Source organism: Massilia sp. Root335 (assembly GCF_001425685.1).
Classification (GTDB): Bacteria; Pseudomonadota; Gammaproteobacteria; order Burkholderiales; family Burkholderiaceae_D; genus Telluria; species Telluria luteola.
The window spans coordinates 264,582-287,608 of the sequence record NZ_LMCY01000033.1; the positions used below are offsets into that span (position 1 = coordinate 264,582).

General features: G+C 67.1%; 19 protein-coding genes. 10 read left to right on the forward strand and 9 right to left on the reverse strand.

What is annotated here, in order from left to right:
• Positions 1-54 precede the first annotated feature (54 nt).
• The 7 genes from ASC93_RS19135 (at position 55) to ASC93_RS19165 (ending at position 7,106) form a co-directional block, all read left to right on the forward strand.
• Positions 55-816 (forward strand): DUF72 domain-containing protein, encoded by a 762-nt coding sequence (locus tag ASC93_RS19135; RefSeq protein WP_056445863.1) that lies wholly within the window; start codon positions 55-57, stop codon positions 814-816.
• A gap of 3 nt (positions 817-819) precedes the next feature.
• A complete protein-coding gene (locus ASC93_RS19140; protein ID WP_056445866.1) occupies positions 820-1,584 on the forward strand; it encodes a Mut7-C RNAse domain-containing protein in 765 nt (254 codons plus the stop codon).
• A 46-nt stretch (positions 1,585-1,630) separates the two neighbouring features.
• Positions 1,631-2,044, forward strand: coding sequence for a hypothetical protein (locus ASC93_RS19145; protein WP_200958364.1), 414 nt, complete (start codon positions 1,631-1,633; stop codon positions 2,042-2,044).
• Positions 2,045-2,540: 496 nt separating this feature from the next.
• Positions 2,541-3,971, forward strand: coding sequence for a hypothetical protein (locus ASC93_RS19150; protein ID WP_056445868.1), 1,431 nt, complete (start codon positions 2,541-2,543; stop codon positions 3,969-3,971).
• Positions 3,949-4,398 (forward strand): hypothetical protein, encoded by a 450-nt coding sequence (locus tag ASC93_RS19155; RefSeq protein ID WP_157202009.1) that lies wholly within the window; start codon positions 3,949-3,951, stop codon positions 4,396-4,398. Before ASC93_RS19150 ends, ASC93_RS19155 begins: the two co-directional genes overlap by 23 nt.
• A gap of 173 nt (positions 4,399-4,571) precedes the next feature.
• A complete protein-coding gene (locus tag ASC93_RS19160; protein ID WP_056445872.1) occupies positions 4,572-5,711 on the forward strand; it encodes a glycerate kinase in 1,140 nt (379 codons plus the stop codon).
• Between the two features lie 228 nt (positions 5,712-5,939).
• Positions 5,940-7,106 carry an aminotransferase class V-fold PLP-dependent enzyme gene (locus tag ASC93_RS19165; protein WP_056445875.1) on the forward strand — a complete coding sequence of 389 codons (1,167 nt, stop codon included), beginning with the start codon at positions 5,940-5,942 and terminating at the stop codon, positions 7,104-7,106.
• Here the strand turns inward: ASC93_RS19165 and ASC93_RS19170 are convergent.
• The 5 genes from ASC93_RS19170 to ASC93_RS19190 form a co-directional block, all read right to left on the reverse strand.
• A complete protein-coding gene (locus ASC93_RS19170) occupies positions 7,085-7,807 on the reverse strand; it encodes an ABC transporter ATP-binding protein (RefSeq protein WP_056445878.1) in 723 nt (240 codons plus the stop codon). The genes ASC93_RS19165 and ASC93_RS19170 overlap by 22 nt on opposite strands.
• A 9-nt stretch (positions 7,808-7,816) precedes the next feature.
• Positions 7,817-9,763 carry an ATP-binding cassette domain-containing protein gene (locus tag ASC93_RS19175; RefSeq protein WP_056446074.1) on the reverse strand — a complete coding sequence of 649 codons (1,947 nt, stop codon included), beginning with the start codon at positions 9,761-9,763 and terminating at the stop codon, positions 7,817-7,819.
• Between the two features lie 14 nt (positions 9,764-9,777).
• Complete coding sequence (locus ASC93_RS19180; protein WP_056445881.1) at positions 9,778-10,668, reverse strand: branched-chain amino acid ABC transporter permease; 891 nt, start codon at positions 10,666-10,668, stop codon at positions 9,778-9,780.
• A 187-nt stretch (positions 10,669-10,855) separates the two neighbouring features.
• Positions 10,856-12,013 (reverse strand): ABC transporter substrate-binding protein, encoded by a 1,158-nt coding sequence (locus tag ASC93_RS19185; protein WP_056445884.1) that lies wholly within the window; start codon positions 12,011-12,013, stop codon positions 10,856-10,858.
• Positions 12,014-12,249: 236 nt separating this feature from the next.
• Positions 12,250-12,663, reverse strand: a complete 414-nt coding sequence (locus tag ASC93_RS19190; RefSeq protein ID WP_056445887.1) for a hypothetical protein — start codon at positions 12,661-12,663, stop codon at positions 12,250-12,252.
• Positions 12,664-12,845: 182 nt separating this feature from the next.
• Between ASC93_RS19190 and ASC93_RS19195 the strand changes: the two genes are divergently transcribed.
• The 3 genes from ASC93_RS19195 to ASC93_RS19205 are packed head-to-tail and all read left to right on the forward strand — an operon-like array spanning position 12,846 to position 15,312.
• Positions 12,846-13,763 (forward strand): EamA family transporter, encoded by a 918-nt coding sequence (locus ASC93_RS19195; protein WP_056445890.1) that lies wholly within the window; start codon positions 12,846-12,848, stop codon positions 13,761-13,763.
• Positions 13,760-14,293 carry a GNAT family N-acetyltransferase gene (locus tag ASC93_RS19200; protein WP_056445893.1) on the forward strand — a complete coding sequence of 178 codons (534 nt, stop codon included), beginning with the start codon at positions 13,760-13,762 and terminating at the stop codon, positions 14,291-14,293. The genes ASC93_RS19195 and ASC93_RS19200 overlap by 4 nt, the downstream gene beginning before the upstream one ends.
• A 35-nt stretch (positions 14,294-14,328) precedes the next feature.
• Positions 14,329-15,312 carry an aldo/keto reductase gene (locus ASC93_RS19205; RefSeq protein WP_056445896.1) on the forward strand — a complete coding sequence of 328 codons (984 nt, stop codon included), beginning with the start codon at positions 14,329-14,331 and terminating at the stop codon, positions 15,310-15,312.
• Positions 15,313-15,334: 22 nt separating this feature from the next.
• On the opposite strand, the gene ASC93_RS19210 is transcribed toward ASC93_RS19205, so the two are convergent.
• The 4 genes from ASC93_RS19210 to mfd all read right to left on the reverse strand — a co-directional run bounded on the left by ASC93_RS19210 (position 15,335) and on the right by mfd (position 22,991).
• The gene (locus ASC93_RS19210; protein WP_056445898.1) at positions 15,335-17,815 is read right to left on the reverse strand and encodes a TonB-dependent siderophore receptor; all 2,481 of its coding nucleotides are present in this window, start codon (positions 17,813-17,815) and stop codon (positions 15,335-15,337) included.
• A gap of 373 nt (positions 17,816-18,188) precedes the next feature.
• Positions 18,189-18,626, reverse strand: coding sequence for a hypothetical protein (locus ASC93_RS19215; protein WP_157202010.1), 438 nt, complete (start codon positions 18,624-18,626; stop codon positions 18,189-18,191).
• Positions 18,627-18,670: 44 nt separating this feature from the next.
• Entirely contained in the window at positions 18,671-19,519 is an 849-nt protein-coding gene (gene serB / locus ASC93_RS19220; protein ID WP_056445907.1) for a phosphoserine phosphatase SerB, read from the reverse strand.
• A gap of 22 nt (positions 19,520-19,541) precedes the next feature.
• Positions 19,542-22,991 (reverse strand): transcription-repair coupling factor, encoded by a 3,450-nt coding sequence (gene mfd / locus ASC93_RS19225; protein WP_056445909.1) that lies wholly within the window; start codon positions 22,989-22,991, stop codon positions 19,542-19,544.
• Positions 22,992-23,027: the final 36 nt, after the last annotated feature.

Here is a 23,027-nt window from a genome sequence, read left to right on the forward strand (position 1 = left end):
TCTCGTTCGGCATAGAATCGGGTGCCGGGCGGATGCCCTCCAACATGGGTTCAGATGAGCGAATTGCAATCCACAGCGAGCGGCCGGCCCCTGATCGGGTGCGCCGGCTGGAGCATACCGAAGGAAGCGGCGGCCGCCTTTCCGGGCGCGGGCAGCCACCTCGAACGCTACGCGGCCGTGTTCCCGGCCGTCGAGATCAATTCGTCGTTCTACCGGCCGCACCAGCCGCAGACCTACGCCCGCTGGGCCGCCAGCGTGCCGCAGGATTTCCGGTTTTCCGTCAAGCTGCCGAAGGCGATCACGCACGAGGCGAAGCTGGTCGACGCCGACGACCTGCTCGACCGTTTCGTGCGCGAGGCCGGCGAGCTGGGGCCGAAACTCGGCTGCGTGCTCGTCCAGCTGCCGCCCAGCGGCGTGTTCGATGCGGCGGTCGTCGCCGACTTCCTGCCGCGCCTGCGCGCGCGCTTTCCCTGCATGCTCGCGATCGAGGGCCGCCATCCGACGTGGTTCGGCGACGCGGCCACCACGCTGCTGCGCGAGCACGGCGTCACGCGCGTGATCGCCGATCCGCCGGCCGGCCAGCCGGGCCCGCACGTGCCGACGACGAGCGCGTCCTACCTCCGCCTGCATGGCACGCCGCGCGTCTACTACTCGGCCTATCCGCGCGCCTTCCTGCTGGACGTCGAACAGCGCATCGCGGCGCTGGCGCGGCCGGGCGCGGATCTCTGGTGCATCTTCGACAACACGGCCGAGGGCCATTCGGTGCCGAACGCGCTGGACGTGCTGCGTGGCGTCGATGTCTCAGCGGCCGCATGAGCCATGGCCAGCGCGACGTTCCGCTTCTACGGCGAATTGAACGACTTCCTCGCGCGCGAGCGGCGCGGCCACGCGTTCGCGACCCCGTGCGCGCGGGCGGCGACGACCAAGCACATGGTCGAGGCGCTGGGCGTGCCGCACACGGAGGTCGAACTGGTCCTCGTGAACGGCGACCCGGCGGGGCTGGACGACATCCTGGAAGAGGGCGACCGCGTCGCCGTCTACCCGCGCTTCACGAGCCTGGACGTGGCCGACGTGGCGCGCCTCGCCCAGCGCCCGCCGGGCCGCGCGCGCTTCGTCGCGGACGCCCACCTCGGCGCGCTCGCGCGGCTGTTGCGGATGGCGGGGTTCGACACCATCTACCGCAACACCCTGCATGACGCGGAGGTCGAGGCGATCGCGCTGGAGGACGGCCGTGCCGTGCTCACGCGCGACCGCGCACTGCTCAAGCGCCGCGGCATCGAGTACGGTTGCTATGTGCGCGCCTTGACGGCGCAAGCGCAGCTGCAGGAAGTGGTCGAGCGCTTCGGGCTGGCCGAGCGCGTGCGCCCGTTCACGCTGTGCCTGTCCTGCAATGCGTCGCTGCGTCCCGTGGCGAAGGCCGACGTGATCGATCGCCTGCCGCCGCGCGTGGCCGCGACCCGGGACGAATTCAGCACGTGCGACCGCTGCCACGGCGTGTTCTGGAAAGGCTCGCACTGGCAGCGCATGGCCGGCGTGCTCGACACGATCGTTTGTGCCGCGGGGACCGAAGACGGCCCGCATTGATATACACTACTTTCCCGGACGAGCAATCCGTTGACGGCGTGATCCCATGTTGCAGCAGGCATCGATACCCATCCGCACCGAATGTCCCCCTGGCGCCTGCGTCTGCGAGCGCGAGGTGCTGCTGGCCGACCCGGACGCCGACCTGCGCCCGCTGCGCCTCACGCGCAGCGAAGAGCAGCGCCTGCTCGAACGCATCGACGCCGTGGGCAGCTACGCGGAGCTCACGCGCCTGCAGGACCGTATCCGCGCCAACCTCGGGGTGGAACTGCGGATCGCGCCCGGCCCGAACGAGGTGCGCACCCTGCGCGGCATCCTGATCGTGCTGGAAGACCGTCCGGGCCTGTGCAAGAAGGTGCGCCAGTCGGTGCCGGCCGCCGTGCGCAGGGTGCTGGAGCGGCATCCCGAGATCACGTACGCCATCCTCGACGCGCACGACCTGTTCGGGATGCGGGGCGGCTGAAGGCAGGCCGCCTTTGCGCGCATTCCACGGTACCTCGATCATTTCGTAACCCTCGTCAAACAATGCGATTCGACGCGCGGCGATTCCGAATGCGCGGCGGATGGGAATGCGTCCTCCGCGAATCGTTTCGATCCGGATGGGCCCGGCGATGCCAACAACGTCGACACGCCGCTTGCGTTTCTTCAGGGTTCGTTCCCGGCCGATTGCGGCAAATCGTGGGTGAGCGTTGGGAAAATCCGGAGTCGCCTGCGGTTGCTTGACACGTGCGTGCGCTTGGGGAGAGCATGAAACGGCCATAAGGTTTTATGACGCGATTGAACCGATGCGATAACGATCCGGGGGCGAAAATGCCGAGACCAGTATGCGATCTACAAGCGGTCCTCAACCTGACTCAACCTTTAGGGCCGATTCAACAGGAGCATATGGAAGATTCCTGTGCCGAAAAACTGCTTGATCATCAGGTTGCTCCTTCCGCGAAATCGCGGCCGAACCCCATATGTTGTTGTTGGGCCGGAAAGGGGCCGGAAAAACCGCGGCACTCGCCGAAATACGGATTGCTGCAAGCCGACGGGGCGATGTGCGCCGTGCCCGCCCGCTTCCCCAACGCGGTGCGCAGTTCGTTCTTGCGATCGACTCCTGGCCCCATTTTCACGAGGTGGTGTCCCGTGTCGGCCGAAACGTGCAGGGAGAGCAAGTCAGCCCGGAATTAATTCCGCCCGAGATGTACAGAGACTTGTGGGTCGATTCGCTCTGGCACGAAATTATCACTTATTTCTACGATTATGCGCATGAGGATGATACGCGTGCCGATTTAATGCCGGTGCACAGGTATATCAATGCGGAAGCCCCTCCGGGCGTGCCGCTCAAGCTTGCGGCCCAGCAGATGGCCGAAGATGCCAGGGACGCGATCGTCAGCTTTCTGGACCAACGCGACGCTCAGCTTTTCTTTCTTGTCGACACCATGGAGCGTTATCCCATACGTAATTCCGTATTCGCACAAACGCTCAGCGGGATGTTTCCCGCGATGTATAAGATCAAGGCAAATAATTCGCGCATTAAAATTATCTTCTCTGTCCCCGAGGAGATCGAGTCCTTCATGGCGGCCGGCTCGGCGAATCTGATGAAGGATTTTGCATCGTCATTTCGCGTGCGCTGGAAACCAATTGACCTGGTTCATCTGATTGCATACCGCCTGCGCGCCTCGGCATCGATTCACGATCGGCCACTTTATGAGCGGACGGAGAGCCTGGATTTTTCGAAACGGGACGATCTGCATAAAATGTTGAGCGTTATTCTGCCGGAAACGATACGAAATGCATGTGGAAATGACGAGGATGCGTTGGCATACATTATCCGTCATACACAATTACTGCCACGGCAAATATTGTTTATTTTTAACGCGGCCCTCAGCGAGCAATTTCGTAAGCATAAGACTTTCGAAAATGTAAAGGGAGAGCTGGTGCGGAAGGCGGTCACCGAGTCGCAGCGGTTCATCGGCGAGCAGATGTTGACACTGTATCGGAACGTTTATCCAAAATTGCTGACCGAGGCCAGGAAGATATTGCCCGACCTCGAGCCGATCTGTGACTATCAAAGCTTGCGCAAGATAGAGTCCCGTTTTAACAGGAATATTGAAGACGACGTCGTGTCCATTTGGGATACGATGTTTGAAATGGGTATATTGGGGCGCTCGACCACAAAAAGCGGCGATCTTTCCAATCCGCCCATGGACGAGAGCCGCTACTGCTACGGGCAGTTCCATTTCAACGCCGATTCGGGTTTCGGTCTGGCGACCGACGGCGAGTACTGTTTTCACCCGATCTTCGCGCGTTATTACGGAATGGCGCGTCGCAAGGAAGAACAACGCGTAGTGTATCCAGCGAATATCGATCTGGAGAACATATATGTCGATCAAAGTTCCAGATAAATTGCCCGCTCTTTTTCTGGCGCGATTCTTATGGCTCGCGGTCGTGGTGATCATTGTATGTTCGCTGATTGCTGCCCAGCACACCGGAGATGGCCACTGGGTCAACCGGGGCGGCGCCGGGATTGCAGCGCTGGGCGCCGCGTCCATCCTGCCGCAGATAATGGAAGAAATGCGCCTGGAAGACGAGGCGCGGGAGCTGGAAGAAAAGCATGGTCAACGTAACTGGAACCCGGTGCCGCGTACCCGGATTGAAGAGCTTGAAAGCGAACTTGCCGCGAAAGCCTTGAAGGAAAAAATGTCCCGAGTACGTGGCGAGCGTCTGTATATTGCAAGCCGGGTTGTCGTGACGGCCATGATTGGCGAGCTGCTTCATGGGGGCGGGGATCTCGCCGCGTGTAGCCTGCTTATCGCTTGCGCGGCGCACTGATGTCATTGAACATGGACACAGGCGGTTTCGCTCGTTGCGCGGGCACCCGGCGCGGGAACGGGCGCAGCAGGAGGATCACCGGATCATCGGGGAATTTTTGTTGCTGAAGCAATACTTTGCCGGTTTTCCCTGGCCTCGTATATCCTTGCGGCCATCGACACCAAGGAAAACCCATGAAGATCGTCATCGCCCCCGATTCGTTCAAGGAAAGCCTGACGGCGCTGCAGGTGGCCGCCGCCATCGAGGCCGGCATGCGCGAGGTCTGGCCCGATGCGACCTATGTGAAGGTGCCCGTGGCCGACGGCGGTGAGGGCACCGTGCAGGCGATGATCGACGCGACCGGCGGCCGGCGCGTGGACGCCCGCGTGACCGGGCCGCTGGGCCAGACGGTCGACGCGTTCTACGGCGAGGCCGGCGGCGGCCTCGCCGTGATCGAGATGGCGGCCGCCAGCGGCCTCGAAGGCGTGCCGCCCGACCTGCGCGATCCACGCACGGCCACGAGCCGCGGCACGGGGGAACTCATCCTCGCCGCGCTGGACGCCGGCGCGCGCCGCTTCGTGCTGGGCGTGGGCGGCAGCGCGACGAACGACGGCGGCGCCGGTATGTTGCAGGCGCTCGGCGTGCGCCTGCTCGACGCCGCCGGCCACGATATCGGCCCGGGCGGCGCGGCGCTGGCACGGCTGGCCCGCATCGACGCGTCAGGGCTCGATCCGCGCGTGCGCGAGGCGGAATTCCGGATCGCGTGCGACGTCGACAACCCGCTCGTCGGCCCGCGCGGCGCGTCCGCCGTGTTCGGGCCGCAGAAGGGCGCGTCGCCCGAGATGGTGCGGCAGCTCGACGCCGCGCTCGCGCACTTCGCGGACATCGTCAAGCGCGACCTCGGCCAGGACATCGCGCAGATGCCCGGCGCGGGGGCCGGCGGCGGCATCGCGGCGGCGATGGTCGTGTTCCTGAACGGGCAGCTGCGGCCCGGCATCGAGATCGTCACGGAGGCCGTCGGCCTGGATGCGGCCGTGCGCGACGCCGACCTCGTCGTGACGGGCGAAGGCCGCATCGACGGCCAGACCGTGAACGGCAAGACGCCGATGGGCGTGGCGCGGGTCGCGCGGCGCCACGGCAAACCGGTGGTCGCCATCGGCGGCAGCCTGGCAAACGATGCGGATGCCGTGCACGCGCACGGGATCGAGGTGGTGGTGGCGGCCGTCGCGCGGCCGTGCTCCGTGGCGGAGGCGCTGGCCGCGGCCGAGGACAACCTGCGCCGCGCCGCGCGCAACCTCGCGGCCGCGCTGGCGCTGGGATCGCGCCTGCGGTAGGGTGGGCACCCCGTGCCCACGTACAACGCAAGTGGTATGTCGGCGTGACGCGTGGGCACATTGTGCCCACCCTACAGCCGCGAGAAGTAGGGTGGGCACCCCGTGCCCACGCGTGCGGCAAGTGGCATGTTGGCGTTCGCGTCGGCACTCCGTGCCAACGCGTGACGCATGTGATATGTTGGCGTGACGAGCGGGCACGAGTGCCCGAACAGACACCGAGAGCCCGCCTTGCCCGACATCCTTCCCGACGACGAATCCTACTGGTCCGCCATCCGCGCCCAGTACACGCGCTCCCCTGACTTCATCAACCTCGAAAACGGCTACTTCGGCATGCCGGCGAACCCCGTGCGCGCGGCGCTCAGGCGCTACCAGGACGAGGTCGACCTCGAGAACGCGTTCTTCCTGCGCACGCGCTGGCCCGCGCGGCTCGCGCGCGTGAAATCGCTGCTGGCCGATTTCACCGGCGCGGCGCCCGATGAACTGCTGATCACGCGCAGCGCCGTCGAGTCGCTGAACATCCTGCTGCAGGGCTATCCGTTCGCGCCCGGCGACGCGATCCTGATGGCGCGCCACGACTACGACAGCAGCCATGACATCGTCCGCATGCTGGCCGGGCGCCGTGGCCTGGCCGTCATGCAGGTCGACGTTCCGCACGACCTGGAAGACGAGGACGCCGTCCTGGCGCTGTACGCGGAGGCGATCACGCCGCGCACGCGCGTGCTGCTGCTCACCCATATCGTGCACCGCACGGGACGCATCATGCCGGTGGCGCGGCTGGCCGCGCTGGCGCGCGGGCGCGGCATCGACGCCATCGTCGACGGCGCCCATGCGCTCGCGCAGATCGACTTCACGATTCCGCAGGTCGGCGCGCCGTTCGCCGCGTACAACCTGCACAAATGGGTCGGCGCGCCGCTCGGCACGGGCCTGCTGTACATCGCGCGCGACCGCATCGCCGACATCGCGCCGCTGTACGGCGACGTGTCGTCCGCGCGCGGCGACATCGACAAGCTGGGCCACGTGGGCACCGTGCCGCCCGCGCCCATCATGGCCGTCGAGGACGCGCTCGCGTTCCACGCCGCCATCGGCACCCGCAACAAGGAAGCGCGCCTGCGCTGGCTGGCGCGGCGCTGGATGGACAGGGCGGCCGGCGTGCCGGGCGTCACCCTGTACACGCCGCGCGATCCGCGCCTGCACTGCGCGCTGGGCGCGTTCGGCATCGACGGCGTGCCGGCGGCGGAGGTCGTACGGCGCCTGATGGATGAACACCGCATCTTCACCGTCGTGCGCAAGTTCGGCGGCACCGAGATCGTGCGCGTCACGCCGCACCTGTACAGCAGCCCCGCAGAGCTCGACGTGCTGGCGGACGCGATCCGTCAGTGCGTGCCGCCCAGGTAGGCCGCGACGACCTTCGGATCGTTCCTGAGGCTCGCGGCCGGCCCGTGCACGGCGATGCTGCCGTTCTCCAGCACATAGCCGTAGTCCGCCACGTTCAGCGCGGCCTGGGCGAACTGCTCGACGAGCAGCATCGTGACGCCTTCCGCCTTCAGCCGCGCGATGATGCGGAAGACTTCGTCGACGAGGATCGGCGCGAGGCCCATCGACGGTTCGTCCAGCAGCACGACGTCGGGATTCAGCATGACGGCGCGCGCCATCGCCAGCATCTGCTGCTCGCCGCCGGACAGGGTGCCCGCGAGCTGCGTGCGGCGCTCCTTCAGCCGCGGGAACAGTTCCAGCGCGCGCTCCAGGTCGCGCTGGATGTCGCCCCTGGGCCGGGCGCGGGTAAAACGGGGGAAGGCGCCCAGCAGCAGGTTGTCCGTGACCGTCATCGTCGCGAACACGCGCCGGCCTTCGGGCGAATGGGCGAGGCCGGCGCGGGCGATGCGGTGCGAGTCCATGCCGGTGATGTCGCGGCCGGCGAGGCGCACCGTCCCGTCGCGCGGCTTGAGCATGCCGGAGATGGCGCGCATGGTCGTCGTCTTGCCGGCGCCGTTGGAGCCGATCAGGGTGACCAGCTGGCCCTTCGGGACCTCCAGCGAGATCCCGTGCAGCACTTCGACCTTGCCATAGGCCGCGTGCAGGTTGTCGATGGTGAGCATGTGGTCTCCTCAGACGGCGGCGGTGGTGGACGCCGCCGGCTCGCCCGCGCCGCCCAGGTAGGCTTCGATCACGCGCGGGTCGGACTGCACGCGCGCCGGCGTGCCCTCGGCGATCTTCTGGCCGAAATCGAGCACGGTGACGGTGTCCGAGATCGACATCACGACATCCATGTGGTGCTCGATGAGGACGATCGTGATGCCGTGGTCGCGGATCTTGCGGATGATGGCCATCAGCTCGCGGATGTCGGGCGCCGTGAGGCCCGCGGCCGGTTCGTCCAGCAGCAGCAGGCGCGGATCGAGCGCCAGCGCGCGGCCGATCTCGAGCAGGCGCTGCTTGCCGTAGGGGAGGTTGCGGGCTTCCTCGTCGGCCAGGTCGGCGAGGCCGACGAAGCGCAGGATCGCGGCGGCCCGCGCGCGCGCCGCCAGCTCCTCGCGCTTGCGGCGCGGCGTGTGCAGCATGGCGTCGAACACGTTCGAGCGGAAGCTGTGGTGCAGGCCGACGAGGATGTTTTCGGTCGCCGTCATCTCGCCGAACAACTGCACGTTCTGGAAGGTGCGGGCGATGCCGCCCAGCGCGATCTGCGCCGGCGTGCGGCCCGTGATGCCGGTGCCGGCAAAGAAGACCTGGCCGGCCGTCGGCCGGTAGATGCCGGTGAGGACGTTCATCATCGTGCTCTTGCCCGAGCCGTTCGGTCCGATCAGGCCGTGCACGGTGCCGCGCGCCACGGTCAGGTCGACCTGGTTCAGCGCCTTCAGGCCGCCGAACTGCATCAGCACCTGCTGCACGCGCAGCAGTTCGCCACTCGCGCCTTCCGTCGCCGCGACGCCTGCGAACGGATCGGCGCCGTCGTCCGCGAGCGCCTGCGCATGCGCGGGGCCGCGCCCGAGCAGGCCGCGGAAAAAGCCCACGATGCCTTCCTGCAGATAGTAGACGACGAACAGCGTCATGAGGCCGAAGATCGTCAGGCGCCAGTCGACCATGCTCTCCAGTCTGTACGACACGACGGCCATCGCCAGCGTGGCCACCACGGGCACGGCGACGCGGCCGAAGGTCGTCTTGCGGCGCGCCAGCAGCAGGCCGGCCGCCACGACGGCGAGGATCGCGGCGGCGACCGCAATCTGGCGGAACAGGTCGATGTCGGACAGGAGGCTCGGCAGCATCACCACGATCACGGCGCCGATCAGCGCGCCGCTGCGCGTCTTGCGGCCGCCCATGATCACCGCGAGCAGGAACAGGATCGTCAGCTCGAAGTTGTAGGTGTTCGGCGAGATGTACTGCTCGGAGTAGGCGTACAGGCTGCCCGCCAGGCCCGCGAAGCCGGCGCTGATGACGAACGCGTAGACTTTGTAGCGGTAGACCGAGACGCCCATGCAGTCGGACGCGATGGGGCTGTCGCGCAGCGCCTCGAACGCGCGGCCGATGTGCGACTTCAGGAGCCGGTGCACCAGCACCAGCGACACGACCATCAGCGCGGCCACGGCGTAGTAGAACTCGACCTCGGTCAGCTCGTGGCCGGCCACGCTGGGTTTCGTGAGCATGATGCCCATCGGGCCGTCGGTGAGGAAGGTCATCTCGTTGATGAGGATTTGCACGATGGTGCCGAAGGCGAGCGTCACCATCGCGAGATAGGGGCCCGTCACGCGCAGCGCGGGCAGGGCGAGGATCGCGCCGAACAGGGCGGCGCCGGCGATGCTGGCGGGGATCGTCAGCCACCATGCGGCCGCCAGCTTCATCACCAGCACGCCCGTCACGTACGAGCCCACGCCGAACAGGCCGGCGTGGCCCAGCGACACCTGGCCCGTGTAGCCGACGACGATGTCGAGCCCGAACAGCAGGATCGCGTAGATCAGGATCGTCACGACGAGGTGCAGGTAGTACGAGTTCGCGACCAGCACCGGGAAGGCGGCCAGCAGCGCGATGCCGGCGACGGCGGCGACCGGAATCAGTTTGTTCATTGTCGTGGCCATCGTCACACTTTCTTGATCGCGGCCTTGCCGAACAGGCCGGACGGCTTCACCGCGAGCACGAGCAGCAGCAGGACGAGGCCCGGCACTTCCTTGTAGCCGGTCGACAGGTAGAAGCCCGTGGCGGTTTCCGCGATGCCGAGGATGATGCCGCCGACGATGGCGCCCATGCCCGACGTGAGGCCGCCGATGATCGCGACGGCGAACGCCTTGAGGCCCAGCGACGCGCCCATCGTGGCGCTCGTGAGCGTGAGCGGCGCGATCAGGGCGCCCGCGAAGGCCGCGGTGGCGGACGACAGCGCGTACGAGAACGTGATCACCATCTTCGTGTTGATGCCCATGAGGCCCGCCGCGTCGCGGTCGTTGGCGGTGGCGACGACCGCCTTGCCGTAAATGGATTTGCGGTTGAAGATTTCGACGGCCAGCATGATGGCGAGCGCGCCGCCGACGACGGCGACCTGCATCGGCTGCACGTTCGCGCCCATGACCGTGAACGGTTCCGACGACAGCGGCGACGGGAACGGCAGCACGTCCTTGCCCCAGATGTTCTCGGCCACGTTCTTGAAGATGATCGCGAGGGCGATCGTCGACATGATCCAGCCGAACTCCGACTTGATGCGGATCGCGGGCCGCACGGCGATCCATTCGACGAACATGCCTTGCAGCGCGCCGAACGCGACGACGACGGGAATCATCAGCCAGTAGCTGAGATAGGGCCCGCCGTGGACGGTGCCGACGAGCGACAGGCCGACGAGGGCGCCGAGCATCAGCGCCTCGCCCTGGCCGAAGTTGAGGGTGCCGGACGTGGCGAAGGTCAGTTGGTAGCCGAACGCGATCACGGCGTAGATCATGCCGAGCGCGATGCCGGACACGACGAGTTGCAGCAGGATCTCCATGAGTCCTCCAGAGGGTTCGGCAATACGCGGATAAGCAGCTAACGAATACGCGACTACGTTAATGAATACGTCAATGAATACGTGAACACATACCCCGTCGTCCCCGCGCAGGCGGGGACCCAATTTTGCTTGCGCCGTCGAGATGCGCGCAACTTGGGTTCCCGCCTGCGCGGGAACGACAGGCAGCTTACTTGGCCTGCACCACGTGCCCGTCCTTCACTTCGCCGAACTTGGTATTGTCGAAGTTGATGGCTTCGTGGTCGGTGTGCGTGTAGGGCTTGTTGTAGGTGGTGACGACGCCCTCCACCGGCGACTTCAGGTTCTCCAGCGCGGCGGCGATCTTCGGTCCCTCCGTGCTGCCGGCCTGCTGGATCGCGGCGGCGAGCAGGTACACGGAATCGTAGCCCTGCGCGGCCGACACGGCGGACGGCATGCGGCCGCCCGGCGGGTTGTAGGCCTTGACGTAGGCGTCGATGAACGCCTTGCGCTTCGGCGTGTCCGGGTTCTGGATGAAGGTCTGCGGCATGCGGGTGCCGTCGCCGTTCTTGCCCGCGTTGTCGATGAAGTTGGCCATCGCGAGCGTCCAGCTGCCGACGATGGGCACTTTCCAGCCCAGCTTCTGCATGCCGTTGGCGATCTGCGCCAGTTCGGGGCCGATGCCGTAGGTGAGCACGACGTCGGCGCCGGCCTGCTTGGCGCGCAGCAGCTGCGCCGTCATGTCGACGTCGCCGATGTTGTACTTCTCGACGGCGACCGGCTTCACGCCCTTTTTCGCGAGCGTCTTTTCGAGGTCTTCGCGCCCCAGCTGGCCGTAGTTGGTGGAGTCGGCGAGGATCGCCGGCTTCTTGAAGCCGCGGCGCGCGACGGCTTCCTCGACGATCATCGCGGACTGGATCGTGTCGTTGGCCGAATTGCGGAAGATGTAGTTTTCCGGCTGGCTGGCGAACTGCTTCGTGACGATGGAGCCGGTCGCCACGTTGTTCATGACGGGGATCCTGGCCTGCTGGTAGAAGCGCTGCGAGGCGAGGGCGACGCCCGTGTTGATGTAGCCGACGGTGGCGACGACGTGTTCCTTGTTGATGAGTTCCTGCGCGACCTGCACCCCGCGTTCGTTCTTCGCTTCGTCGTCGCGTTCGACCAGTTCGATCTTGCGGCCCAGCACGCCGCCCTTGGCATTGATTTCATTCACGGCGAGGCGGACGCCGTCGCGCATCGACACGCCCATCGGCGCCGAGCCGCCCGTGAACGGACCGGACACGCCGATCTTGATCGGCTCCGCCGCCATGCCCGCCGTCGAAAAACCCAGCGCTACCCCTGCAACCAATGCCTTCACTTTGAAATTCATTGCCGTCTCCGTAGTCATCTTCTCGTTTTACGCCGGGACGCCGAGGATCGGCACCGGGCCCATCGTGGGCGATTGTAGAATGGCAATCAAACAACGGCAAACGATTGATGTGACGCGATGCAACATGCGTCATTCATGCAAATGCGTAAGGAAAGCGTCAGGCAGGGCGGGTAGGGCGCATAAAAAAAAGGCCGCGCCGAGGCGCAGCCTTTGTCCGACCGGCATTCGGGCCGGTGTCAGCGGTGGCCGTGCCAGCCGCCGCGGTGACCCCAGCCGCCGCGATGGCCGCCGCTCCAGTGGCCCCAGCTGAAGCCGAGGCCGATCGAGATCGGCGGATACCACAGCGGGTCGGCGTACACGGGCCCGTAGGGCGCATAGACCGGCGCGGGCGCGTAGACGGGCGGCGCGACGTACACCGGCTGGGTCACGACCGTGGCCGGGGCCGGTGAGTAGGTCACGCGGCCGGCGTCGCCGGATGCGGCCGCGGCGGCACCGGTGCCGGGCGCGACCGGCGTCACGGACACGACCTGCCAGCCGTTGGCGTCCGGCTGGGCGTAGGCGCGCGTGCCGTAGTTGGCGGGCGCGGGGTAATACGTGGCGCAGCCGCTGAGGGCTGCAGCGAGCGAAGCAATAATGGCGAGCTTTTTCATGGCGGTTCTCCTCACCTGCTAACTATACGGATTCGGATGGCGCGCGCCTGCGGATTTACAGGCTGTTACACCTGTTCACTTTGCGGAACAATGGTGGCGCTGGCGCAGCCCGAGCTTACCTGCCGGCAGCCGCGCCCGGTTTGATGATATCGTGTCGGGTTCCGTCTCGCTTACGCTTTTCGATGTCTTCTTCAACGCATTCCGGTACGCGGCCGGCCGGCTCGTCGGCCTGGGTGCCGTACGCCGCCCTCCTGATGTCGCTCGTCTCGCTGACGGCGGGCGCCTCGCTGGCCAAGCAGTTGTTCCCCGTCGTCGGCGCGGCCGGCGCAACGGCGATGCGCCTCACGTTCGCCGCCATGATCCTCGCCGTCGTGTTCCGCCCGTGGCGCGTCAAGGGGCGGGGCGACAGGCGCGCGCTGCTGCAATACGGCCTGACGCTGGGGGCGATGAACCTCAGCTTCTACACGGCGCTCGCGTACGTCCCGCTGGGCATCGCCATCGCCGTCGAGTTCACGGGGCCGCTCGTCGTGGCCGTGGCGACGTCGCGCCGGCGCCTGGATTACGTCTGGATCGGCGTCGCCTGTGCCGGCCTCGCGCTGCTGCTGCCGCTGCGCGGCGGCGGGGCGGCCGTCGACTGGCGCGGCATCGCGTTCGCGCTCGTGGCCGGCGCCTGCTGGGCCGTGTACATCCTCGCCGGCAAGCGCGCCAGCGCCGCCTACGGCCCGGCCGCGTCGAGCTGGGGGACGGCGATCGGTGCGCTGATCGCGGCCCCCGTCGGCATCGCGCACGCGGGTGCGGCGCTGCTGGCGCCGTCGGTGCTGGAGGTCGGCGTCGTGGTCGCCGTGCTGTCCAGCGCAATTCCCTATTCGCTCGAGATGGTGGCGCTGCGCCGCCTGCCGGCCAACACGTTCAGCACGCTGCTCAGCGCGGAACCGGCCATCGGCGCGCTGATGGGCCTCGTGCTGCTCGGCGAGCATCTCGACGCCGCCCAATGGCTGGCCATCGCCCTCATCGTCGCCTCGTCGATCGGCGCGGCGACGAGCGCCAGCCTGGCCGCGCGGCGCCGTCCCGCCGATGCCGAACCGCCGGTGCCGTTATGAACCACGACGTCCGCCTGCTGCAGGAAGACGACTGGGCCGCGTTCCGGCAATTGCGGCTGCTCGCGACGGTCGAGGCGCCGCTGGCGATCTGGCCCACGCGCGAGGAAGAGGCGCGGCGCACGCCGGCCGAGGTGCGCGAGCGCATCGCGCCGACGGCGTTGCATGCCGTGTTCGGCGCGTTCGCGGGGACGGACCTCGTCGCGATCGCCGGGGTGCGCCGCGAGCCGCTGGCGCAGGTGGCGCACAAGGCCACGCTGTGGGGCGTGTACGTGCATCCCGCGCACCGGCGCGGCGGCCTCGCACGCCGGCTGCTGAGCGCCGCGTGCGCCCACGCGCGCGCGCAGGGCGTGCTGCAGGCGCACCTGGCGGTGAATGCCGACAACCCGCGCGCGCTCGCCCTGTACGAATCGCTGGGGTTCACGGCGTACGGCCGCGAGCCGCGCGCGCTGCGCGTCAAGGATGCGTTTTACGACGAGGTCCTGATGGCGCTCCCGCTGGACGACGCTGCATCGTTTGCCGCGCTGGGGTAGAGTAGCGGCTCGATAACGACGACCGAGGGAAGACCATGCAACGACGACAACTGGGCCCGGATGGCCTGACGGTGCCGGAAATCGGCCTGGGATGCTGGCAGCTGGGTGGCGGCTGGGGCAACGACTGGAACGACGACGTGGCGCAGCAGACGCTGCATACGGCCATCGAATCCGGCGTGCGCTTCATCGACACGGCCGACGTCTACGGCGACGGCGCCAGCGAGCGCTCGATCGGCCGCTTCCTCGCCGGCGGGACGGACTCGGACATCGTCGTGGCCACCAAGCTGGGACGCGCCGGCATCTACCCGGACGGCTACACGCGCGCATCGCTGCGCGAAGCGACCCAGCGCTCGCTGGAGCGCTTGCAGGTGGACGCACTGGACCTCACGCAGCTGCACTGCGTGCCGACCGACGTGCTGCGCCAGGGCCACGTGTTCGACTGGCTGCGCGAACTGCAGCAGGAAGGTCTCGTCAAACGCTGGGGCGCCAGCGTGGAATCCGTCGACGAGGGCATGATCTGCCTGGAGCAGGAAGGACTGGCGTCGCTGCAGGTGATCTTCAACATCTTCCGCCAGAAGCCGGCCGAAGAGCTGTTGCCGCGCGCGGCCGATAAACAGGTCGGCATCATCGTGCGCCTGCCGCTCGCAAGCGGCCTGCTGGGCGGGAAGATCACGCGGGCGACGACGTTCCGCGCCGACGATCACCGGCATTTCAACCGCGACGGCGCCATGTTCAATGTGGGAGAAACGTTCGCGGGACTGGAACTGGAGCGGGGCATCACGGCCGTCGAGCAGCTGGCGCCGCTGGTCCCGGCCGGGATGACGATGGCGCAGATGGCGCTGCGCTGGGTCCTCGACCAACCGGAGGTGTCGGTCGTGATCCCGGGCGCGAGCCGCCCGGACCAGGTGCGCGCGAACGTGGACGCGGCTGCAGCGCCGCCGCTGCCGGCGGCGCTGCACGAGCAGCTCGCCGGCATGTACCGCGCCCACGTGCGCGATTTCATCCGCGGGCCGTACTGACCCGCGCAGGTTCAGGCCGACGTCACAGCGCGACGTCCACGCGGGCCGACCACGAGCGGCCGTTGATGCCGAACGGGCAGGTCTCCCAGCAGTACGTGAAGCCCAGCTGCGGGAATGGCGCGGCCTTGACCGGGTCCCACTTGGTCGGGAACGTGTTGAAGATGTTGTTCGCACCGACGGTCAGGCTGGTCGACTTGCTGAAGTTGTAGCGCACGGTGGCGTCGACGATCCACTTGGCGTCCCACGTCTGGATGAACGGGGCCGTGAAGCCCTGGCCCTGCACTTCGCCGTAGTAGTTGGCGCGCACGTTGCCGTTCCATTGGTCGTGCGTGTAGTCGGCCGCCAGGACGTGGTGCTGGCGCGGCTGGCCGCGTTCGATCAGCGTCACCTGGGAGTCGTCGAACAGCTGCGTGCCCGTCAGCACCGGCGAATCGGAATGGCGGCCCGTCACCGACGTGCGGTTGAAGTCCAGCTGCGCGGACAGCACCAGGGTCGAACCCGGCCAGCGCGTCGTGTGGTCGGCGACGATGTCCAGGCCCTTCGTCTCGGTGTCGATCGCGTTCGTGAAGAACTGCGCCTGGCCGACTTTCAGCGGATCGAGGATCGCCTTGATCGGGCACGCGGCAGACGTGGCGCACGCGCCGGATTCCGGCGCGATGTTCGACGAGAACACGATGCGGTTGTCGATGTCGATGCGCCACAGGTCGGCCGTCAGCGAGAAGTTCGACACCGGGCGCAGCACGATGCCCACGCTCGCGTTCTTCGACGTCTCCTGCTTCAGGTTCGGGATGCCGAAGGCCTTGGTGACGGCGCTGCCTTCACGCGCGGTCAGGGTCTCGGTCAGCACGCCGGCGCTGTTCAGGTTCGTCGACACGGAGCTGTAGAACTTCTGCTGCACGCTCGGCGCGCGGAAGCCCGTCGACAGCGTGCCGCGGAAGCCCACCTGGCGGGTCGGGTCGTAGCGCAGCGACAGCTTGCCGGTCGTCGTGCTGCCGAAGTCCGAGTATTTTTCCCAGCGCGCGGCGGCGCCGATCAGCAGTTGCGGCGTGATGTTGTGTTCGACGTCGGCGTACAGCGCCATGTTGTGGCGCGCGTCGTCGACGGCCGTCGCGGGCGTGTAGCCGGGGAAGCCCTGCGTGCCCGATGCGGCCGCGCCGCCCGTCTGGTCCTTGATGACGATGGCCGGGTTGTTCGTGCGGCCGTACTGGTACGAGACCGGATCGCCGGCGTCGATCGCATAGCCGTCGCGGCGCCATTCAAAGCCGGTGGCGAAGTTGACCTTGCGGCCCATCACGTCGAGCGGGCCGCGCAGGTCGGCGTTGAGCGTGGTCTGCTTGAATTTCAGCTTGCCGGTGTCGGCTTCCAGCGGCGACTCGGCGTAGATGCCGCCGCCCGGTTTCGGTTCGTACCAGTAGCTGACGTTGATGGTTTCCTTTTCGTGGAAATCGAGTTCGCTGCGGCCGTGGTTGATCGAGACGTCGGCCTTCCAGTCGTTCGGCAGGTCGCGGCGGTAGCCGACGGCCAGCGACGCGTCCTTGACGGTCGTGCGGATGTTCGGCAGGAAGCCGTTCGGATAGATGGCCGGCACGTTGCGCCCGTCGCCGGCGGAGCGGAAGAAGCCGGACGAATCGCCGGTGCGGTGCGACACGCCGCCGAACACATAGACTTCGCCGTCGCTGGCGACCGGAATCGCCGAGTTCCACCAGAAATACTGGTCCTTCGCGAGGCTGTCGCCGATGCGCTGGGTGACGCGCGGCGGGTCGACGCGCAGCGTGTCCACGCCGGCGCGGTTCGTTTCGCCGCGGTAGCGCGCCTCGGCCGTCAGGTTGACGTAGCCGCCGTCGCCGATCGTCCAGCCCTTGTTGACGCTGCCCTGGCGCAGCTCGCCGCCGCCTTCGGTCGTGCCGCCGACGGTGCCGGACAGCTGCGTCTCGTTGGTCTGGGTCTTCAGCACGATGTTGATCACGCCGGCGATGGCGTCCGAGCCGTACTGCGCCGCCGCGCCGTCGCGCAGCACCTCGATGCGCTGGATGGCCGACATCGGGATCGCGTTGATGTCCGTGCCGGCCGAGCCGCGGCCGATGGTCTGCTGCACGTTGACGAGCGCCTGCTGGTGGCGGCGCTTGCCGTTCACGAGCACGAGCAGCTGGTCCGGGCCCAGCGAGCGCAGGGTGGCGGGGCGGATGATGTCCGTGCCGTCGCTGATGAAGGTGGTCGAGAAGTTGAACGACGGGTCGAGCGTCTGCAGCAGCTTGCCAAGTTCGACGGGACCGGCCATCGCCATGTCCTTGCCGCTGATCAGGCCGACGGGCGCGGCCGAATCCAGCGCGGTGCGCGCCGTCGAGCGTGAACCGAGCACGACGACGGAAGCCATGCCCGCGTCGGCGGCGCTCTGGGCCGGCGCGGCGGGCGTGTTCTGGGACCAGGCGGGGGCGAAAGCGAGGAACAGCGAAGAGGCGAGCAAGGTGCGGGTGAAGGCGGGTACGGCGCGGTGTTGTGTCATCCTGATTCTCTCGATGGTTGTTGTTGTGCGAACGCGGCCGCACCGGTTTGGTGCTGGCCGGGCGTGGGCCAGTGTACCGACCGCTCAACCGTATTCACAATCGTCACCTGTCTATACTGTTGTGAAATTGATGCATACAAGGCAATCTTGCTTGTTGAAATAGACGGAATGCGGCTATTCTGGACATCATGGCGGAGGTGCCGACCTCGAAACAGGGCAGGATGAGCATGAGGATTCCGGATATGCATATACGCGGAATGTAACAATCTTGCTCGAAAGATTAGTAGGGGAAGGGGATGGATCGCGCGGCGCGCGGGCGTGGGTAGGCACGCCGTCGGGGCCGACGGCGTGTCTTGAGGCTGTCAGGCGCCGCTCAGGCGTAGACGTTGATCGTATTGACGATGCCTTGCGCGACCGCGTCGGCGACCGCGACGCTCGTCAGCGCGGGATTGGCTTTCAGGATCGTGCCCCAGTCGCCGGGGACGGCGGCGGACACCGACGTGTCGGACGCCGGGGATGTGGTCGTGGACGCGTCCTGGCTGGTCGACGTGCCGTCCGCGGCGGGCGGTTGCGGCGCCGCGCCGGCGGCCGCGTTGCTGGCGGCCGCGACCTGGTTCAGCAGGCCGGTGGCGTCATACGTCTGGAATCCGGACGGGGCGCTTCCCAGCGTCGCCACGATGCTCGCTTCCTGGGCCAGCGCGGCCATCGCCACGCTGGTCGTCGCTGTCGGCGTCGGCGGCGTGGTCGAGGGCGGGCTCGGCGTCGTGTAGGTCGGCGTGGATGTCGTCGACGTGAGGGAGGAAATAGTCATGATGATTTCCTAAAATGTTTCCACGCGTTAATTGTACACCCAGTTCAGCCGAGGATGGTCAACAGCCCGTCAAGTCCGGTGAAATTCAGCGCGACGCCGGCCTGCGCGCGCACGACCGGCTTGGCGCGGAACGCCACCGACAGCCCGGACACGCCCATCATCCTGAGGTCGTTGGCGCCGTCGCCCATGACGATCGCCCGCTTCGTATCGATGCCCAGTTCGGCGCACACGCGCTCCACGGTGCGTTTCTTTTCCTCGGCGTCCACGATGCCGCCGACGACCCTGCCGGTCAACACGCCGCCCGCCGCCTCCAGCACGTTCGCGTGGGTGTAGTCCAGGCCGAGGCGCGTCTTGAGGCGCTCGGTGAAGAACGTGAAGCCGCCCGATACGAGCAGCGTCTTGAGGCCCGCGGCCTGCACGCCCAGCAGCATCGCTTCGCCGCCCGGCGAGATGCGCAGGCGTTCCTCGTACACGCGCGCCAAAGCCGACGTCGGCAAGCCTTCCAGCAGCGCGACGCGGCGCGTGAGGCTCTCGGCGAAATCCAGTTCGCCGCGCATCGCCGCTTCCGTGATCGCCGATACCTGGGGTTTGAGGCCCTGCATGTCCGCGATCTCGTCGATGCATTCGATGGTGATCAGGGTCGAATCCATGTCCATCGCAACCAGGCCGAAATCGGCCAGGGTCAGGCCGGCATCGACGAACGTCGCGTCGATGCCGGCGGCGTGGGCCGCCGCGTCGACGGCCGCCTTGAGTTCCGGCGTGACGTCGAAACCGTCGCAGCGCAGCGCGTGTGCGTGGAGTTCGGTGGTGCGTGCGGGACGGGCGAGTTGGGCGACGCGCGCGAGCGCGGCCTGGTCGGCCTGGGGGCCCTGGAGTACGAGCTTGGTGGACATGATTCGTTCTGCTTGTGGGTGATTACGCGAGGAGTTGTTTGATGGTCTGCTTGAGCTGGTTCACGCGCGCGGCCAGGTCCGGCATGTTCGATGTGATGCGCAGCTTGTCCTGGCCGGCCAGCTTGACGTGGCGGTTCTTCTGGATCAGCGTGATGATCTTGATCGGATCGATGGGCGGCTTTTCCATGAACTGCAGGCTGGCGCTTTCCGCGTGCGCGTCGATCTTGACGATGCCGACGGACTTGGCCGCGATGCGCAGGCGGTGCGTCTCGATCAGCGCCTTCACGGCGTCCGGGAGCTTGCCGAAGCGGTCGATCAGTTCTTCCTGCATGTCGTCGATGCGGCCCTGGTCCTCGCAGTTCGCGAGGCGTTTGTAGATCGACAGGCGTTCGTGCACGTCGCCGCAGAAATCGGCCGGCAGCAGGGCGGGCACGTGCAGGTTGATTTCGGTCGTCGACGACAGCGGCGCGCTCATGTCCGGTTCGCGGCCGGCCTTGAGCGCCTTCACGGCTTCGTTCAGCATGTCGGAATACAGCTGGAAGCCGATCTCCAGCATCTCGCCCGACTGGTTCTCGCCCAGCACCTCGCCGGCGCCGCGGATTTCCAGGTCGTGCATGGCGAGGTAGAAGCCGCTGCCCAGTTCTTCCATCGCCTGGATGGCGTCGAGCCGGCGCTGCGCCTGTTTCGACAACCCGAGCACGTCGTTCACGAGCAGGTACGCATAGGCCTGGTGGTGCGAACGGCCGACGCGGCCGCGCAACTGGTGCAGCTGGGCGAGGCCGAACTTGTCGGCGCGGTGCATGATGATCGTGTTCGCCGTCGGCACGTCGATGCCGGTCTCGATGATCGTTGTGCACAGCAGGATGTTGTAGCGCTGGGCGACGAAATCGCGCATGACCTTTTCGAGGTCGCGCTCGTGCATCTGGCCGTGCGCGACGGCGATGCGCGCTTCCGGCAGCAGTTCGCGCAGCATGGCGAGGCGGTTCTCGATGGTCTCGACCTCGTTGTGCAGGAAGTAGATCTGGCCGCCCCGTTTCAGTTCGCGCAGGCAGGCTTCGCGGATCACGGAGCCGTCTTCGCCGCGCACGAACGTCTTGATCGCGAGGCGTTTCTGCGGCGCCGTCGCGATGACGGAAAAGTCGCGCAGGCCTTCCAGCGCCATGCCCAGGGTGCGCGGGATCGGCGTCGCGGTCAGCGTCAGCACGTCCACTTCGGCCCGCAACGCCTTCAGCGCTTCCTTCTGGCGCACGCCGAAGCGGTGTTCCTCGTCGATGATGACGAGGCCTAAGCGCGTGAACTTCACGTCCGGCGACAGCAGCTTGTGGGTGCCGATCACGATGTCGACGGTGCCGTCGGCCATGCCCTTGATCGCGTTGTTGATCTCCTTGCCGGTGCGGAAGCGCGACAGCTCCGCGATGCGCACGGGCCAGTCGGCGAAGCGGTCGGAGAACGTCTGCGCGTGCTGCTCCGCGAGCAGGGTCGTCGGCGCGAGGATCGCGACCTGCTTGCCGCCCATGACGGCGATGAACGCGGCGCGCAGCGCGACTTCGGTCTTGCCGAAGCCGACGTCGCCGCACACGAGGCGGTCCATCGGCCGGCCCGACGTCATGTCCTGGATGACGGCGGCGATGGCCGCGCGCTGGTCCGGCGTCTCGTCGAAGCCGAAGCTCTGGGCGAAGTTTTCGTAGTCGCCGGCCGAATATTCGAACGAATGGCCCTGGCGCGCGGCGCGGCGGGCGTACAGGTTCAGCAGCTCGGCGGCCGTGTCGCGCACCTGTTCCGCCGCCTTGCGCTTGGCCTTGTCCCACTGGCCGGAGCCGAGCGTGTGCAGCGGCGCGTCTTCCGGCGAGGCGCCCGAATAGCGCGAGATCACGTGCAGTTGCGAGACCGGCACGTAGAGCTTCGACTCTTTTGCGTATTCGAGGTGCAGGAATTCCGTCTCGCCTTCGCCCAGGTCCATGCTCATCAGGCCCATGTAGCGGCCGATGCCGTGGTTGATGTGCACGACCGCGTCGCCGATCTTCAGCTCCGACAGGTCGCGCACCATCGATTCGACCTGCGACCCCGCTTCCTGTTTCTTCTTGCCGGCGCGGCGGCCGGAGCCGGCGTACAGCTCCGTCTCCGTGATGAACACGAGGCGACCGGCGCCTTCTTCCATCAGTTCGAAGCCGGCCTGCAGCGGCGCGACGCCCAGCACGACTTGCGCGGCCGTCGCGCGCAGGCCGTCGAAGCCCTCGACCGGCGCGAGGTCCAGCCTGTATTCGTTGAAGTACTGCTGCAGCGTCTCGCGCCGGCCAGCCGATTCCGCGCAGATCATCACGCGCTTGCCGGCCGCCTGCATCAGGTACGAGCGCAGGTTCGCGAGCGGATCGTCGAGGCGGCGGTTGACGGCGATGTCGGGGATCGCTGCGGACAGTTCCGATGCGCCCGCGCCCGCGTCACGCGCGATGGCCCAGCGGCCGTGCGGCTTGGCCCGCACGAAGAAGTCCTCGGTGCCGAGGAAGATCTCCTTCGGCTCCAGGATCGGGCGGTCGCGGTCGGTCTTGAGGAATTTGTAGCGCGACTCCGTGTCGGTCCAGAAGCGCTGGATGGATGCCTCGATGTCGCCGACCAGGGCGAGCGATGCGTCGTCCGGGAGGTAGTCGAACAAGGTGGCCGTCTCGTCGAAGAACAGCGGCAGATAGTATTCGATGCCGGCCGACGCGATGCCGTTGCCGATGTCGCGGTAGATCGTCGAGCGCGACGGATCGCCTTCGAAGCGTTCGCGCCAGCGCCCGCGGAACGCGCTGCGCGCCTGTTCGTCCATCGGGAATTCGCGGCCCGGCAGCAGGCGCACTTCCTTGACGGGGTACAGCGAGCGCTGGGTGTCGGCGTCGAACGTGCGGATCGTCTCGATCTCGTCGCCGAACAGGTCGAGGCGGTACGGCAGCGCGGAACCCATCGGGAACAGGTCGATCAGGCCGCCCCGCACGGAATATTCGCCCGGCGACATCACCTGCGTGACGTGGGTATAGCCGGCGAGCGTCAGCTGGGCCTTGAGCTTCGCCTCGTCCAGGTGCTCGCCCTGGCGGAAGAAGAACGTGTACGCGGCGAGGAAGGACGGCGGCGCCAGGCGCACGAGCGCCGTCGTCGCCGGGACGACGAGCACGTCGCACTGGCCGTTGCGGATTTCGTGCAGGGTCGCCAGGCGCTCGGACACGAGGTCCTGGTGTGGCGAGAACGCGTCGTAGGGCAGCGTCTCCCAGTCGGGCAGCAGGTGGCACGACAGCTTGCCTTCGGCGAACCACGGGATTTCGTCGAGCAGGCGCTGGCCGTCGCTGGCGTTCGCGACGATCACGGTCAGCATCTGCTTCCTGGCTTTCAGCGCGAGGGCGGCGACGGCGAGCGCATAGGCATCGGCCGAGCCATGCAGCTGGGGCAGGGCGAAACGGGTTCCGGGTTTGGGAAGGTGTCTGGTGAGGTCGAAGGGCATTGACGCGTGCTATTGTCGGGTCGTCAGGACGAGCAG

What these genes read in the sequence shown, in the direction of transcription:
- mfd (WP_056445909.1), bottom strand. Translation starts at nt 22,991, where the DNA reads ATGCCCTTCGACCTCACCAGACACCTTCCCAAACCCGGAACCCGTTTC.
- ASC93_RS19150 (WP_056445868.1), top strand. Translation starts at nt 2,541, where the DNA reads ATGTTGTTGTTGGGCCGGAAAGGGGCCGGAAAAACCGCGGCACTCGCC.
- ASC93_RS19145 (WP_200958364.1), top strand. Translation starts at nt 1,631, where the DNA reads ATGTTGCAGCAGGCATCGATACCCATCCGCACCGAATGTCCCCCTGGC.
- ASC93_RS19185 (WP_056445884.1), bottom strand. Translation starts at nt 12,013, where the DNA reads ATGAATTTCAAAGTGAAGGCATTGGTTGCAGGGGTAGCGCTGGGTTTT.
- ASC93_RS19135 (WP_056445863.1), top strand. Translation starts at nt 55, where the DNA reads ATGAGCGAATTGCAATCCACAGCGAGCGGCCGGCCCCTGATCGGGTGC.
- ASC93_RS19140 (WP_056445866.1), top strand. Translation starts at nt 820, where the DNA reads ATGGCCAGCGCGACGTTCCGCTTCTACGGCGAATTGAACGACTTCCTC.
- ASC93_RS19175 (WP_056446074.1), bottom strand. Translation starts at nt 9,763, where the DNA reads ATGAACAAACTGATTCCGGTCGCCGCCGTCGCCGGCATCGCGCTGCTG.
- ASC93_RS19210 (WP_056445898.1), bottom strand. Translation starts at nt 17,815, where the DNA reads ATGACACAACACCGCGCCGTACCCGCCTTCACCCGCACCTTGCTCGCC.
- ASC93_RS19190 (WP_056445887.1), bottom strand. Translation starts at nt 12,663, where the DNA reads ATGAAAAAGCTCGCCATTATTGCTTCGCTCGCTGCAGCCCTCAGCGGC.
- ASC93_RS19160 (WP_056445872.1), top strand. Translation starts at nt 4,572, where the DNA reads ATGAAGATCGTCATCGCCCCCGATTCGTTCAAGGAAAGCCTGACGGCG.
- serB (WP_056445907.1), bottom strand. Translation starts at nt 19,519, where the DNA reads ATGTCCACCAAGCTCGTACTCCAGGGCCCCCAGGCCGACCAGGCCGCG.
- ASC93_RS19155 (WP_157202009.1), top strand. Translation starts at nt 3,949, where the DNA reads ATGTCGATCAAAGTTCCAGATAAATTGCCCGCTCTTTTTCTGGCGCGA.
- ASC93_RS19215 (WP_157202010.1), bottom strand. Translation starts at nt 18,626, where the DNA reads ATGACTATTTCCTCCCTCACGTCGACGACATCCACGCCGACCTACACG.
- ASC93_RS19180 (WP_056445881.1), bottom strand. Translation starts at nt 10,668, where the DNA reads ATGGAGATCCTGCTGCAACTCGTCGTGTCCGGCATCGCGCTCGGCATG.
- ASC93_RS19170 (WP_056445878.1), bottom strand. Translation starts at nt 7,807, where the DNA reads ATGCTCACCATCGACAACCTGCACGCGGCCTATGGCAAGGTCGAAGTG.
- ASC93_RS19195 (WP_056445890.1), top strand. Translation starts at nt 12,846, where the DNA reads ATGTCTTCTTCAACGCATTCCGGTACGCGGCCGGCCGGCTCGTCGGCC.
- ASC93_RS19200 (WP_056445893.1), top strand. Translation starts at nt 13,760, where the DNA reads ATGAACCACGACGTCCGCCTGCTGCAGGAAGACGACTGGGCCGCGTTC.
- ASC93_RS19205 (WP_056445896.1), top strand. Translation starts at nt 14,329, where the DNA reads ATGCAACGACGACAACTGGGCCCGGATGGCCTGACGGTGCCGGAAATC.